The sequence below is a fragment of the Demequina litoralis genome (genome assembly GCF_030418455.1).
Taxonomy (GTDB): domain Bacteria; phylum Actinomycetota; class Actinomycetes; order Actinomycetales; family Demequinaceae; genus Demequina; species Demequina litoralis.
In genome coordinates this window covers 122,512-135,472 of sequence record NZ_JAUHPW010000006.1, presented here as the reverse complement: position 1 = coordinate 135,472, position 12,961 = coordinate 122,512, and the positions used below count along the sequence as shown (strand labels likewise).

Here is a 12,961-nt window from a genome sequence, read left to right as displayed (position 1 = left end):
CGCGTCCTCGCGCGGAAGCCACGCCAACTGCGCGACGTGGCCGGCGCATCGTCCTTCGGGTGAGGCCCGCCGGGACGATGGCCCATCGTCTCACACGGCCGGTCGTGGTCGTGACCGTGCCGCGGCGGCCTTGAGGGGGTGGGGTATCTGGTCGGCGTAGCGCATGAGCACCGAACCCGCGACGGCGAGGATGAGCACGTACGCGGCCGCGAACGGTCCGAGCAGCGGCTGCGCGCCGCCGGCGACGCCGAGGCCGGCGATGACGATCGAGAACTCGCCGCGAGGCACCAGGGAGAGCCCCGTGCGCCACTGACCCTTGGGGCCGATGCCTGCGCGGCGGGCCGCCCACACCCCGGTGATGACCTTGGTGATGAGCGTGACGACGGCCAGTCCCAGGGCCGGCAGAGCGACCGGGCCCAGGTCGCGCGGGTCGATGGTGATCCCGAAGAAGACGAAGAAGATCCCCGCGAACACGTCGCGCAACGGCGGCATGAGCCCGCGGAGCTGGTCGGCGACGTTGCCCGACAGCGTCAGCCCCAGCAGGAACGCCCCGACCGCGGCCGACACCTGCACGGCCTCCGCGAGGCCGGCGACGAGGAAGGCGAGCCCGAGCACGCTGAGCAGCAGCAGCTCGCGGGAGTGCGAGTGGACCGCGGTCGACAGCTGCCGCGAGAAGCGCATCGCGAACAGGAAGGCCACGGCGACGATCGCGATCGCGATGGCCGCGGCGACGGCTCCCTGCAGCAGCGTCGCGCCGACGAGCATGACCGCGAGGATCGGGAGGAACAGCGCCATCGCGATGTCCTCCATCACGAGCAGGCTGAGGATCACCGGCGTCTCGCGGTTCGCCAGGCGGTCGAAGTCGTCGAGCAGGCGCGCGATGATGCCCGAGCTGGAGATGTACGTGACCCCCGCGAGCAGGACGGACGCCGTGACGGACCAGCCCATGAGGAGCCCGACGACGAAGCCCGGGGTCGCGTTGAGGACCAGGTCGAGGATGCCGGCCTTCCAGGTGGTCTGCATGCCCACCCGGAGATCGTCCGGCGAGTACTCGAGGCCGAGGAGCAGGAGCAGCAGGACCACGCCGATCTGCGCGCCGATGGACAGGAACTCCTCGCCCGCGCGGATCGGGATGAACCCGCCCTCGCCCATGACGAGGCCCGCCAGCAGGTACAGCGGGATCGAGGGGATCCCGATGCGGCCCGCGAGCCTGCCCAGCAGTGCGAGGACGATGAAGACGATGCCGAGCTCGATGAACACCAGCGCGGTATCGCCGTGGGCGCCCTCCACTGCGACGCGCAGGCCCGTCATGGGTGCGGTCGCGGCGTCCATCGGTCAGCCCGTGAGGATGGCGGCCGCGCGGTCGACGGCCTCGTCGGAGCCCAGGACCAGCACCACGTCCCCCGGCTCGAAGATGAAGGACGGCTCGATGCCGGGGATGCCCTGGTCGCCGCGGATGACCGCGACGATCGAGGCCGACGTCTCCGTGCGGATGCGCCCCTCCGCGAGGGACCGGCCGACGAGGCCGCCGACCGCGGGCATCGTCACCCACTCGATCGCCAGCCCCACGATCGTGTGGCGCAGGTCCTCGAGCCTGGCGATGATGTTCGTCCCGCCGAGCAGGTCCGCCAGCTTGCCCGAGTCGCCCTCGGACAGCTCGACGGTGCCGCGGCACGCGTCCGGGTCCTCACGGTCGTAGAACGCGAGGTCGCGCTTCCCGTCACGACGGACCACCACGCCGACGTGGTCTCCGCCCTCCGCGGTGAACTCGTAGCGGACGCCGACTCCGGGGAGCGGGGTCTCGAAGATGTCCATGCGGCCTACTGTCCCACGTCCGGGCCTCTACCGGCGAGGATGCACGCGCATCAGGGGACGGTGACCTGCGACACGACGATGAGGTACTCGTCGTCGACGGCGTCCTTCGAGCCGTCGTGCTCGTAGCTCTTGAGCGCGCCGTCACGGGTGCGCACGAGGCGGCTCACGGCGTCGCCCCGCTCCTGCGCCTGCGCGTGCCCCGCCTCGTACTCGGCGAACGTCGCGAAGTCGTCGAGCGTGGCGGACGAGCCGAGGGCGGTGTCGTCGAGGGGCCGGGCGCCCGCGACCGCGTGGTCCCGCACCGTGATCCGCCACTCGCCCGCTGACGGGCCGAAGACGGTGATGGTCGCGTCGTACGTGTAGTCGGCGGGCTCGTCCCACGGCTCGTCGGATCCCGACAGGATCCCGCACGCGCCGAGCAGGCCCGCGACGGACGCGACCAGCAGCGCGCGCCCGGCCCGCCGCATCGTCGCCTCGCCCATCTCCCCAGCATCGCGCCTGATAGGGCGCCTGTCGAGGGGAGACGGCGCGGCCCGCGGCGGGACGATGCGCGTGCGCGTGCGCGTGCGCGTGGGCGTGGGCGTGGGCGTGGGCGTGGGCGTGGTCGTGGGTGCGGGTGCGGGTGCGGGTGCGGGTCAGGCCTCGTGCGCGAGGCCGAGCTCGATGAGCCGCTCCCACGCCATGCGGGCGAGGAACGGGTCGTCGAGCTCGATGTGCTGCACCGCCGCGAGCAGCTGGTACGACTGCGCGCGCCACGCGGTCGCGGCGCTCACGTCGCCGTAGCCCGCGTAGAGTTCGTCGCGCATGTCGAGCGGCACCACGGTGGCGGCGCCGCCCAGGTCGGCGGCAGGATCGCCGGCGCCGAAGTTGTGCCAGATGAGGAGCCCCGCGAAGCGGCCGCGGTCCGACTGGATCGAGCGGGGCTCGAGGCGCCCGTGGGTCCACGTCGGCGGCACGTCGACGCGGGTCGCGACGCCGGTGCGGAACACCGCGTCGGCCGCCTCGACGTCGAGCACACGGTTCTCCGGCGCGCCGCGGAGCGACGCGAAGACCAGCAGCCGCTCCCACTGCTCCACGAGCGTCGTCAGCGGAGGCGCGGTACGCGGGTTGTCCGGGGCGCCGGCCGGCGCGAGCGCGTGGACCTCGCGCAGCGCGGCACCCAGGTCCCGCGCCGAGGCCGAGTGCAGCGGCACGAAGGCGGCCGTCGAGGCCGACACCCAGTCGACGAGGGCCCAGTGGTACGGGAAGCCGCGGCCCGGGAGGCCGAGCTCGATCGGCGCGCTCACGGGGAAGCCCCACGTGTCGAGGTGCGGCGCGAGCACGTCGGTGACCCGCTCGAACAGCGCATCGTCCTCCGCGAGGCGGGGGAACAGCGCGCCGTGGTGGTCGCCGATGCGGATCGCGAAGTGGTCCTCGAGCGTGTACCGGCGTCCGAGCTCGACGTCCGCGAGGTGCGGGAACTGGTCGTCGATCAGCGCGCGGACCGTCTCGTCCGTCACCACCAGGGGCAATTCCGTCCGCGTACCAGGGAGCATGCGTGACACCCTAGCGGCGGCGCGGAGCCGCGTCACACATCGGTCCGCGCAGCCGTTCAGGCCTCGGGAGCGCGGGGAAGGGTGAGCACGAAGGTCGCCCCTCGCCCGCGGCCGGGCGAGCGCGCCGTGACGTCCCCGCCGTGCGCGCGGGCGAGCGAGCGCGCGATCGTGAGGCCGATGCCGCGCCCTGGCCGCTCGCCCGAGCCGGGGCCGCGGTAGAAGCGCTCGAAGACGCGGTCGATCTCCTCGGGGGCGATCCCGTCGCCCTCGTCCGCGACCTCGACCGCCGCATCGTGCGCGCCCGCGTCGACGCTCACGCGCACCCGGCCGCCGTCCGTGCTGTGCGCGAGCGCGTTGCCCAGCAGGTTGACGAGGACCTGGGCGATCCGGTCGCGGTCGACCGACACGGTCGGGGCCGCACCCGCCGACACCTCGAGCGTCACCCCGCGGTGCTCGAACTGGGGCTGCAGCCGCGCGGCGGCCTCGCGCACCAGCGTCGCGAGGTCCGTGGGGGCCGGGCGCAGCGTGAGGGCGCTCTCCTCGGCGCGCGACAGCGTCGACAGGTCCTCGGCGAGGCGCTGGAGCCGGGCGGCCTCGGCGGCCACCCGCTCGTAGACCTCGGGCGACGCGTCGACGACGCCGTCGATGAGCCCCTCCATCGAGCCGCGGATGGTCGTCAGCGGGGTGCGCATCTCGTGCGCGACCTCGTCGATGAGGCGCACGCGGCGCGCCTCGCCCTCGGCGAGCCGCGCGGCGAGCGCGTCGACGTCGGCGGCGACGGCGGCGAGCTCCTCCTCCGGCGGGCGCGGCACGCGACGCGTGTAGTCGCCGGCGGCGATCGCCCTGGTCGCCTCGCGGATCGCGGCGAGCGGGCCCGCGATCCTGCGCGTCATCAGCAGCGCGGCGGCCGCGGCCGCCGCGAGGCCCGCCGCGGCACCCCAGCCGAGCGCGACGGGCAGCGCATCGGCGAGCAGCTCGCGCGCGCTCTCCTGGCCCATCATCGCGCCGCGCGTCATGCCCATGCGCCGCTCGACCGTGACGTTCGCGACCACCGTGCCGACCGCGACGAGCGCGAGCACCCCGACCGCCGCGACCGCGAGGTGGGAGGCGAGCAGCCGCGCGCGCACGGTCCTCACGGCGCCGCCAGCTTGTAGCCGACGCCGCGCACCGTGTGGAGCAGGCGCGGGTGGTCGGCGTCGTCGCCGAGGGCGCGGCGCAGCTTGCGCACGTGCACGTCGACGATGCGCTCGTCGCCGAAGAAGTCCCATCCCCACACGCGCTCGATGAGCTGGCGGCGGGTGAAGACCCGGCCGGGTGCGGAGGCGAGGGCCGCGAGCAGGTCGAACTCGAGCGCGGTGAGGGTCGCGGCGGTGCCGCCGACCGTCACCTCGCGGCCGGCGAGGTCGATCGACACGTCGCCGACCTCGATCGTGTCGGCGCCGCGCGCGCCCGCGTCGCCGCGGCGCAATATCGCCCGCACGCGCGCGACCACCTCGCGGGGGCTGAAGGGCTTGGTCACGTAGTCGTCGGCGCCCACCTCGAGCCCGACGATGCGGTCGGCCTCCTCGGCGCGTGCGGTCAGCATGAGCACCGGGACGTCGGACGTGCGCCGGATCCGGCGGAGGGTCTCGACGCCGTCGATGCCGGGCAGCCGCACGTCGAGCAGGACGAGCGCCACGGGGCCGCGCGCGAGGGCCGCGAGGGCGTCCTCGCCGCTCGCGGCCTCCGCGACGTCGAAGCCGTCGCGGCGCAGGTAGCCGCCGACGAGGTCGCGGATGTTCTCCTCGTCGTCGACCACCAGCACGGTGCGCCCACCCACGCTCGTCATCCTACGGAGCGGGCACGCCGGTGATGTCCTCCACCTCGGCCGGATCCAGGACTGATGCCTCGTACGGGGCGTCGGACGCGTCGAGCGCGCGGACGAAGGCCGTGAGGTGATGGCCGCTCGCGTGCTCGAGCCGGGCGTAGAGGCCCGCGATCGCGTCGGAGTCGACGTCCTGGTCCCGCAGGTCGGCGATGTCGGTCTCCTCGACGAGCGCTCCCACGCCCAGGGCCGCGGTCTCGGACTCGGACCCCTGGGCGAGCAGCTCGTCGTAGAGGTCCTGGAGGTCCGCGTCGGCGTAGACGCCGGCCTCCGCGCCCGCGGACGGCTCCTCGAGCCCGTAGGCCTCGGCGAGCCGCACGACGGCGTCGAGGTGGCGGTCCTCCGCGCCGGCGATCGCGTCGAGGAGGCGCAGGTCCCAGGCGTCCGCGAGCTCGGTGTAGAGGTCGCGCGCCATGCGCTCCTCGTCGGCCATCGCCGCGAGCGACGCGGCGTCCGCGTCCGTGGCCTCGCCGTCGACCGCATCGTCAAGGCACGAGCCGTCGCCGTAGCCACGGCCGTCCCCCGCCCCGCGGCCGCCCATCATCCCCATGCCGCCGCGGCCGTAGCCGTCGTCATCGTCGTCGTCCGCGTGGCCCCAGCCGCCCATCATGCCCATGCCTGTCTCGATGCGGGCCTGGTTCCCGCTGCCGGACGCGTCGTCATCGCCGCCGCCGGACCCCGCCCACGCGGCGACGGGGACGGCGAGGAGCGCGGCGCCGGCTGCGGCGGTCAGCGCGACGCGGGTGGTGCGCGTGTTCATGGGGGTCTCCTTCCCTCGGATGACCCCAGTCCATCGCCCGCGTGTGAAGCGCCGTGCGGCGCGTTCGTGAAGGTTTCGTGAAGTCAGATCCCGAGCAGGTCGCGGCGGGACCGCCAGTCGCGCGCGAGGAGGCCGAAGATCGCGTCGTCGGACACCTCGTCCTCGACCCAGAAGGCCTCGCGCTTGACGCCCTCGGCCTCGAAGCCCAGGCGCTTGAGGACCTGGATCGAGCGCTCGTTGTCGGGATGCGTCGAGGCCTCGACGCGGTGCACGCCCGTCACGTCGACCAGGTGGTCGATGAGCGCGGCGGCGGCCTCGGTCGCGTAGCCCTTGCGGCGCGCCCAGCTGTGGAGCGTGTAGCCGATCTCGGCGGTGTGGCCGTGCTCGTGCAGGTAGACGGCGACATCGCCCACGGTGCGCTCGTCGGCGATGCGCTGCACGTCGAGCTGGTACCAGTGGCCCGGCATCGGGCCGTCGTGACGCTCGCTCTCCTCGATCAGCGCCATCGCCTTCTCGACCGAGTAAGGGATGCGCCACGCCTGGTACATGGCTGTCTCGGGATCGGATCGACGCGCGGCGAAGTCCTCGGCGTCCGCCTCGGTGAAGGGGCGGAGCACGAGTCTGGAGGTACGAAGGGGTGTGAAGGCCACGGCCACACGATAGCCGCGCATAACAGTGTGACCCCGGCATTTCGGCCGTTTGAATTAGGCAACGTCGCCGTTGCGGATGTGGTCTACACTGCAACGGTGAGGTGAGGCTCACCTACCTCGCCGGCACCCGCGAATCCCCGAACGGAGCCCCATGGAGACCATCCACGCCGCCACCATCACCGCGAGCGAGGTCGTCACCCCGCACATGATGCGGCTGCGGCTCCGGCTGGACGATCCCGGCGCGTGGGTCTCGGACGGCACGCCCGACGAGTGCGTGCACGTGGAGGTGGGGGCGGAGACCGCCGACGCGGACGGTCACAGCGCGCGCCACTACACGGTGAGCGGGCACGTCGAGGGCGGCTTCGAGATGGAGGTCTTCATCCACGGCGACGGCCCGGGCGCCACGTGGGCCCGCACCGCCCGTCCCGGGGACCGCACCGAGGTATCGGACTCGAAGGGCTACTACAAGGTGCCCGAGGGCGCGGGCACGCGCGTCCTCATCGGCGACGCGACCGCGCTGCCCGCGATCGCGCGCGTGCTCGCCGAGGCCGGGCCGGACGAGGTCTTCCACGTGGTCGTCGAGCTCGCCGACATGGCCGAGGCACGCGACCTGCCCACCGCCGCGACCGCGACCATCGACTGGCGCCTCGGCGGCAACGGTGTGCGTGCCTCGGGGCTCAAGGACGCGCTGATCGCGCTCGAGGACCGCTTCCTCGACCCCGCGGCCGGGGCGTACATCTGGGTCGCGTGCGAGGCGAAGGACTCCCGCGCGATCCGCACCATGCTGCGTCGCGGGTACGGGCTGCCGCTCACGCACTTCCGCATCGTCGGCTACTGGCACAAGGACCTCGAGCACGCGCTGCGCGTGTGGAACGAGGCCTCCGAGGCGACCAAGGCCGAGTACATGTCCCTGTGGCGCGAGGACCGCTCCGACGAGGAGAACTGGGTCGAGCTCGAGCCGTTCCTCCAGAAGATGGGCGCCTGACCCCGTCCGGTCCGTTCCGGTCGATCGCGCGCGCCGCGGCCTCCGGGCTCAGCCCACGACGTCGAGGTCGACCAGCGCGCGCCTGCCGGCGTCGCGGTACGGCTGCTCGTCGAGCGACGCCAGCGTGACCGCGTAGGCGAGCGCCTCCGCCCTCGCCCGCAGCAGCGCCGCCTCGTCGAGAGGCGTGACGGCGTCGTCGTAGCCCTTGAGCAGGTCGCGCATGCGCGAGCTCCCGACCAGGCACCACGCCTGGCCCAGGTCGGTGGCCGGGTCGGCGACCCCGAGGTCGCCCCAGTCGAGGATGCCGCCGAGGCGGCCGCGGTCGCTCAGCACGTTCGCGCCGTGGAGGTCCAGGTGCGCCCACGTCTCGAGCGGCCGGCGCTGCGTCGCGCCGGCCTCGAAGTGCTCGCGCGCGAGGTCCGCGTCGATCGCGACGCCGTCGTCGAGCAGCCTCTCCATGCGGTCGTCGAAGCGCTCGGCGCGCTCCGCCAGCGGTGCCGAGCGGAACGGGTTGCGCGGGGCGTCGAGCGGTGCCGGCGCGTGGAGCCGGGCGAGGGCGCGCCCCAGATCCGCGGCGCCCCGCCCGCCGAGCGGAGCGTCGTAGGCGCGGGCGCCGGGCAGCCACGGGACCACCGCCCACGCCCACGGCACCTCGTCCGACGGCCCTCCGAGCCGCTGCGGCACGGGTGCCGCGAAGCCCCACGCCGGCGCGAGGCGAGGCAGCCACACGTGCTCGCGCTCGATGAGCTGCGCGGCGTGGGCGCGCCGCGGGATCCGCACGGCGAGCGCGTCGCCGAGCCGCACCGTGACGTTGTCCCATCCCTCGTACGCCTCCCCCAGCGGGAGCGCCGCGAGGTCGGGATGGTCGCGCTCGAGCAGCGAGCGGACCAGCGCGGGAGTGACGACGATGTCGGCGGCAGGAGCAGACCACCCCGTTGTGCTCATGCGACGAGGCTACGGGTGCCCTCCGGGCGCCGCCACCCGATCATGCGAACAGCGTCTCGCCCACGAAACCGCCCTCCTCGCAGCCGGGCGGGATCGCCCACACGCCCGAGCCGATGGGCGTGGTCCAGGTGTTGAGCAGGTCCGCCTCGGCGAGCCGGCGCTGCATCGGCACGTACTGCGCGTCGACGTCGCGCTGCCACGACCCGAACAGCAGCCCGACGTTCGACACGGCGGGCCGGCCCTGGGTGTCGACCGCGCCGGCCTCGACAGGGTCGTCGTAGTTGTAGCCGATGCGGACGATGCGGGAGGACGGGTCCTCGACGCGGGCACGCGCCACGTGCGCGGCCGGGTTGACGACGGTGAAGCCGCTCGCGTCGGTCGCCTCGAGGTCGACGTCGTCGTGCTCGGTCCCGCCCGTGAGCGGCGCGCCGTCCGACAGGCGTCGTCCGATCGCGTTCTCGCGCCCGTCGACGCCCACCTCGTCCCACGTCTCGAGGTTCATCGCGATCCGGCGCAGCACCAGCGAGGTGCCGCCCCGCAGCCACGCGGGGGCCTCGGGGCCGGCCCACACCGCCGCGTCGAAGCCGGCGTCCTCGGGACGCGGCGTCGTGGTGCCGTCGACCTGCCCGAAGAGGTTGCGCATCGTGGTGCCGTGCGGATCCGAGCCGTACGCGCGCCGGAAGCCGTCCTGGCGCCACCGCACCGTCGCGAAGCTGCGGGAGTCGCGAACGAGCATGCGCAGCAGGTGCGAGATCGACGTCGGGTCGTCGCCGTGCAGCAGCACCACGACGTCGCCGCCGGACCAGCGGTCCTCGAGCGCGTCGATCTTGGGGAACGCGGGCAGGGGCCTCAACCAGTCGGGAGCGGCGGCTCCGGCGCGGTGCACGGCCTCGCGGCTCAGGCCGAAGGTCGCGGTGAGGCCCGCGGGGCGGACGGCGAGCTCCGGCTCGAGGTCGGCGAGGGCGCCGCGGCCCTGGGTGAGGCGCGCCGCATCGTCCGACAGCAGGCTCAGCCACGCGCGCATCCCGTCGCGATCCGTGCTCTCGAGCAGGTCGAAGGCGACGTAGGTCGCGTACGCGCCGGGGGTCGAGGTCACGCCGGCCTGACGCGCCCCGTGGAAGGGGACGATGCGCTCGCCGTTCACCCCGGTGGTGTCGGCCGCGGGGCCGGTGCCGGGAAGCAGCCCGGCCCGCTCGGCGCCCAGCGTGGCGGCGGCGCCCGCGCCGACGGCGGCCCCTCCGAGGAGGAGCTGCCGCCGGCTCGGGCCGCGTCGCGGGGTGTCGCCCATGATCAGTGCGACGGCTCCGCCTCGGGGGCGTCCGAGGACATGTCCATCTCCATCTCCATGTCGTCGGAGCCCGAGTCGTGGTACTCCTCGTTGCCGCCGTCGAAGTCCTTGGCGGTCGCGGTGAAGCCGACGGTCGAGCCGTCCGCGAGCTCGAGCGTGAAGTCGACCTCGTCGCCGGGCTCGATCGCCTCGGGCAGTTCCATCACCATGATGTGGAAGCCGCCGGGCTCGAGGGCGAGCTCGCCGCCGGCCGGGACCACCATGCCGTCGCCCAGCTCCTGCATGGCGCCGTCGACGACCTCGTGGAGCTCCAGCGCCGGGTACTGGTCGGAGGTGGCGGCGACGACGGTGACGTCCTCGTCGGTCGTGTTGACGAGGGTGCCGAACGCGGCGGACATCATGTCCTCCGTCGCGGCGGTCTTGACCCACGGGTCGGTGACGGTGAGCGCGGCCTCGGACGAGGCGGTGTCGGAGGCGCAGCCGGCGAGCGCGGTCGCGGCGGCGAGGGCGACGGCGGCGGTGGCGAGGAAGCGGGGACGGATGGACATGACTCTCCTGCGGGTGGGGTGCGCGCGCGGGTGCGCAGGCGCACGGGGTTGCCTGAAGGTGCGCGAGGCCTCGCGCGGGGATGCGGGTGTCAGGCGGCCACGGGAGGCGCGCGGCTCGGGAGGGAGGCGAGCAGCGCGGAGACGACGGCGCCGGATGCGCGCGGCGCGGGGACGATGCGGCGGCCCGGGGCGGGCGCATCGTCCGGAGAGAGGGAGAGGCCGGCGAGCAGCGCCCGCGCCACGAGCGCGGCGAGGCGGGCGAGCGCGCGGAGCAGCGCGCCCGCGCGGCGGATGCCGACGAAGGTGAGCGCGCCGGCGAGCACGTGCGCGAGCGGCATCGACGCGGCGTGCGCGTGTGCCGCGGGTGTGCCGAGCGCCGCCGCGAGGGCGGCCGGATCGTGGCCGGCGTGGCCCGTCAGCGCGGGGGCCTCGACCGCGCCGAGCGAGAACGACGTGTGAAGGGCGAGCTGGCTCGCGGCGAGGATCGCGGCGAGGCGCCAGCGGCCGAGCGGGCGTCCCGCGAGCTGCGCGGCGACGGCGAACGAGGCGGCGAGCGGCACCGCGACGGCAAGCAGCGACGGCGCATGCCCGCCGGCGAGCACGTGGAGGGCGAGCGCGGAGAACGTGGACAGCGCGGCGGCACCCGCCGCGCGACCCAACCTCGTCATGCCCTCGCTCACGCGGGAGATTGTCCCACGATCGGGACCGAGGTCCCCCTCCGCGTGGGGGATGATGGTGCGTCATGAGCGACGAGACGCCGCAGGCCGCGAAGGAGCGGCCCGACCACCAGCGCTGGAACTACAACATCCACTACATGTCGCCGCTGCTCGGGAGCATCCCGGACGGCGCGCGCACCGCCCTCGACGTGGGCTGCGGCGAGGGCTACCTCGCGCGCAGCCTCGCGGCGCGGGGGCTCGAGGTCACGGGCATCGACGTCGACCCGGCCGCGATCGCCCGCGCGCGGGCGCAGGGGCACACCGTCGAGCTGCTCACCTCGACCGAGGAGGAGCCGGCCGAGTCCGCGTCGATCACGTACCGTGCCGGCGACGTGCTCGGCTCGCCGCTCGAGACCTACGACGTGGTCACCGCGTCCGCCGTGCTGCACCACCTCGACCTCGAGGAGGGGCTGACGCGTCTGCGCGACCTGGTCGCGCCGGGCGGGCGGCTGCTCGTGGTCGGGATGGCGAACGCGAACTGGCCGCAGGACCTCCCGCGCGACGTGTGGGCCACGTTCGTCGACAAGTTCCACCGGCTGTTCCGCGGCTACTGGGACCACGGCTGCGACTGCCGCTGGCCCGCGGCGCACTCGTTCCGCGACGTGCGGGAGGCGGCGGAGCGGGTGCTGCCGGGCTCCGAGTACCGCCGCGAGCTGCTGTGGCGCTACACGCTCACCTGGGACAAGCCCGCGTCCTGAGCCCGCTCGATGCCCGTCGCGATGCGTCGCACCGCCTTCTCGAGGATCTCCGGCGACGTCGCGATGTTGAGCCGCGCGTGCCCCGCGCCGCCCGTGCCGAAGTACGGGCCGTTGTTGAGCGCGACGCGACCGTGGTCGATGAGCGCGTAGGCCGGCTCGTCCCCGAGGAGCTGCCCGAAGTCGAGCCACGTGAGGTAGGTGCCCTCGGGCACCGTGTAGCGCACGCCGGGCAGGTGCTCCGCGACGAGGTCGCGCACGAGCATGCGGTTGCGGTCGAGGGCGGCGAGCATGCCCTCGAGCCAGTCCCCGCCGTGCGCGTAGGCGGCCGTCTGCGCGATCACGCCGAGCTGCGTGGGCCCGTGGTGCTTGCCCGAGCGGTACGTGTCGAGCGCCGTCGCGTCGGGGCCGCCGACGAGCACGGCCGCCGGGATGGCCGCGAGGTTCCACGCCTTGGAGGCCGCGTGCAGCGCGAGGCCCGCGGGGTCCACCTCGAGGTACGGCACGAACGTGGCGCCGGGGAAGACGATCGGCGCGTGGATCTCGTCGGACACCACCGGCACGCCGTAGCGGTGCGACAGCTCCGCCACCGCGGTCAGCTCCTCGCGGGTGTGGACCGTGCCGCCCGGGTTGTGGGGGTTGCACAGCAGGTACGCCGCGCGGCGCCCGCCCGAGGTCGCCTCCGCCATGGCGCGCTCGATCGCGTCGAGGTCGAGCCGCAGGTCCGCGCCCAGCGGCGCCTCGCGGATCTCGCGCTCCGCCTGGCGCAGGTAGAGGAAGAACGGCGGGTAGACCGGCGGGTTGACGATCACCTCGCCGCCCGCGTCGGTGAGCTCGACGAGCGCGTCCACGTAGCCCTGGATCACGCTCGCGACCGGCAGGGTGCGCGACTCGTCGACGTCCCAGGCCCACGTGCGGCGGGCGAAGCCCGCGAAGGCCGCGACGTACGGGGTCGAGCCCGCGTAGCCCATGTCGCCCTCGCGCACGGCCTCCTCGAGGGCCTCGCGGATCGGGTCCGCGAGGTCGACGTCCATCTCCGCGACCCACAGCGGCAGGACGTCGGGCTCGTAGTGGCGCCACTTCGCCGAGGTGCGGCGCCGCAGGCGCTCGAGCGGGACGATGAACGGGTCCGCGGTCATGAGCCCGACACTAGCCGAGCG

The 12,961-nt window shown here is 74.3% G+C and carries 15 protein-coding genes; 2 read left to right on the top strand and 13 right to left on the bottom strand.

What is annotated here, in order from left to right; genetic code table 11:
* Positions 1-90: 90 nt before the first annotated feature.
* The 8 genes from QQX09_RS09260 to QQX09_RS09225 all read right to left on the bottom strand — a co-directional run bounded on the left by QQX09_RS09260 (position 91) and on the right by QQX09_RS09225 (position 6,624).
* On the bottom strand, positions 91-1,332 hold the full coding sequence (locus QQX09_RS09260) for a cation:proton antiporter (protein WP_301133776.1): 1,242 nt from the start codon (positions 1,330-1,332) through the stop codon (positions 91-93).
* Between the two features lie 3 nt (positions 1,333-1,335).
* Positions 1,336-1,815, bottom strand: coding sequence for a cation:proton antiporter regulatory subunit (locus QQX09_RS09255; protein WP_301133774.1), 480 nt, complete (start codon positions 1,813-1,815; stop codon positions 1,336-1,338).
* Between the two features lie 50 nt (positions 1,816-1,865).
* Complete coding sequence (locus QQX09_RS09250; RefSeq protein ID WP_301133771.1) at positions 1,866-2,297, bottom strand: DUF6174 domain-containing protein; 432 nt, start codon at positions 2,295-2,297, stop codon at positions 1,866-1,868.
* 153 nt (positions 2,298-2,450) lie between these two features.
* On the bottom strand, positions 2,451-3,350 hold the full coding sequence (locus QQX09_RS09245; protein ID WP_301133769.1) for a phosphotransferase: 900 nt from the start codon (positions 3,348-3,350) through the stop codon (positions 2,451-2,453).
* Between the two features lie 56 nt (positions 3,351-3,406).
* Positions 3,407-4,486 carry a sensor histidine kinase gene (locus tag QQX09_RS09240; protein WP_301133767.1) on the bottom strand — a complete coding sequence of 360 codons (1,080 nt, stop codon included), beginning with the start codon at positions 4,484-4,486 and terminating at the stop codon, positions 3,407-3,409.
* The gene (locus QQX09_RS09235) at positions 4,483-5,178 is read right to left on the bottom strand and encodes a response regulator (protein ID WP_367307555.1); all 696 of its coding nucleotides are present in this window, start codon (positions 5,176-5,178) and stop codon (positions 4,483-4,485) included. The genes QQX09_RS09240 and QQX09_RS09235 overlap by 4 nt, the downstream gene beginning before the upstream one ends.
* A gap of 1 nt (position 5,179) precedes the next feature.
* A complete protein-coding gene (locus QQX09_RS09230; RefSeq protein WP_301133764.1) occupies positions 5,180-5,974 on the bottom strand; it encodes a DUF2202 domain-containing protein in 795 nt (264 codons plus the stop codon).
* An 83-nt stretch (positions 5,975-6,057) separates the two neighbouring features.
* Entirely contained in the window at positions 6,058-6,624 is a 567-nt protein-coding gene (locus QQX09_RS09225) for a GNAT family N-acetyltransferase (protein ID WP_301133763.1), read from the bottom strand.
* Between the two features lie 151 nt (positions 6,625-6,775).
* Here QQX09_RS09225 and QQX09_RS09220 point away from each other — a divergent pair, with 151 nt between their 5' ends.
* On the top strand, positions 6,776-7,609 hold the full coding sequence (locus QQX09_RS09220) for a siderophore-interacting protein (protein ID WP_301133759.1): 834 nt from the start codon (positions 6,776-6,778) through the stop codon (positions 7,607-7,609).
* A gap of 48 nt (positions 7,610-7,657) precedes the next feature.
* Here the strand turns inward: QQX09_RS09220 and QQX09_RS09215 are convergent, their stop codons facing one another.
* The 4 genes from QQX09_RS09215 to QQX09_RS09200 form a co-directional block, all read right to left on the bottom strand.
* Positions 7,658-8,554, bottom strand: coding sequence for a phosphotransferase (locus QQX09_RS09215; RefSeq protein ID WP_301133757.1), 897 nt, complete (start codon positions 8,552-8,554; stop codon positions 7,658-7,660).
* A gap of 40 nt (positions 8,555-8,594) precedes the next feature.
* The gene (locus QQX09_RS09210) at positions 8,595-9,842 is read right to left on the bottom strand and encodes a Dyp-type peroxidase (RefSeq protein WP_301133754.1); all 1,248 of its coding nucleotides are present in this window, start codon (positions 9,840-9,842) and stop codon (positions 8,595-8,597) included.
* Positions 9,843-9,844: 2 nt separating this feature from the next.
* On the bottom strand, positions 9,845-10,390 hold the full coding sequence (locus QQX09_RS09205; RefSeq protein ID WP_301133752.1) for a copper chaperone PCu(A)C: 546 nt from the start codon (positions 10,388-10,390) through the stop codon (positions 9,845-9,847).
* Positions 10,391-10,479: 89 nt separating this feature from the next.
* Positions 10,480-11,070 (bottom strand): hypothetical protein, encoded by a 591-nt coding sequence (locus QQX09_RS09200; RefSeq protein ID WP_301133750.1) that lies wholly within the window; start codon positions 11,068-11,070, stop codon positions 10,480-10,482.
* Positions 11,071-11,132: 62 nt separating this feature from the next.
* Here QQX09_RS09200 and QQX09_RS09195 point away from each other — a divergent pair, with 62 nt between their 5' ends.
* A complete protein-coding gene (locus QQX09_RS09195; protein WP_301133748.1) occupies positions 11,133-11,804 on the top strand; it encodes a class I SAM-dependent methyltransferase in 672 nt (223 codons plus the stop codon).
* Here QQX09_RS09195 and QQX09_RS09190 read toward each other — a convergent pair.
* Entirely contained in the window at positions 11,771-12,940 is a 1,170-nt protein-coding gene (locus QQX09_RS09190; RefSeq protein ID WP_301133746.1) for a MalY/PatB family protein, read from the bottom strand. The two genes, QQX09_RS09195 and QQX09_RS09190, sit on opposite strands and share 34 nt — an antisense overlap.
* Positions 12,941-12,961 lie beyond the last annotated feature (21 nt).

Coding starts and splice junctions, on each gene's coding strand:
- QQX09_RS09260 (WP_301133776.1), bottom strand. CDS start 1,332: ATGGACGCCGCGACCGCACCCATGACGGGCCTGCGCGTCGCAGTGGAG.
- QQX09_RS09255 (WP_301133774.1), bottom strand. CDS start 1,815: ATGGACATCTTCGAGACCCCGCTCCCCGGAGTCGGCGTCCGCTACGAG.
- QQX09_RS09250 (WP_301133771.1), bottom strand. CDS start 2,297: ATGGGCGAGGCGACGATGCGGCGGGCCGGGCGCGCGCTGCTGGTCGCG.
- QQX09_RS09245 (WP_301133769.1), bottom strand. CDS start 3,350: ATGCTCCCTGGTACGCGGACGGAATTGCCCCTGGTGGTGACGGACGAG.
- QQX09_RS09235 (WP_367307555.1), bottom strand. CDS start 5,178: ATGACGAGCGTGGGTGGGCGCACCGTGCTGGTGGTCGACGACGAGGAG.
- QQX09_RS09230 (WP_301133764.1), bottom strand. CDS start 5,974: ATGAACACGCGCACCACCCGCGTCGCGCTGACCGCCGCAGCCGGCGCC.
- QQX09_RS09220 (WP_301133759.1), top strand. CDS start 6,776: ATGGAGACCATCCACGCCGCCACCATCACCGCGAGCGAGGTCGTCACC.
- QQX09_RS09215 (WP_301133757.1), bottom strand. CDS start 8,554: ATGAGCACAACGGGGTGGTCTGCTCCTGCCGCCGACATCGTCGTCACT.
- QQX09_RS09210 (WP_301133754.1), bottom strand. CDS start 9,842: ATGGGCGACACCCCGCGACGCGGCCCGAGCCGGCGGCAGCTCCTCCTC.
- QQX09_RS09205 (WP_301133752.1), bottom strand. CDS start 10,390: ATGTCCATCCGTCCCCGCTTCCTCGCCACCGCCGCCGTCGCCCTCGCC.
- QQX09_RS09195 (WP_301133748.1), top strand. CDS start 11,133: ATGAGCGACGAGACGCCGCAGGCCGCGAAGGAGCGGCCCGACCACCAG.
- QQX09_RS09190 (WP_301133746.1), bottom strand. CDS start 12,940: ATGACCGCGGACCCGTTCATCGTCCCGCTCGAGCGCCTGCGGCGCCGC.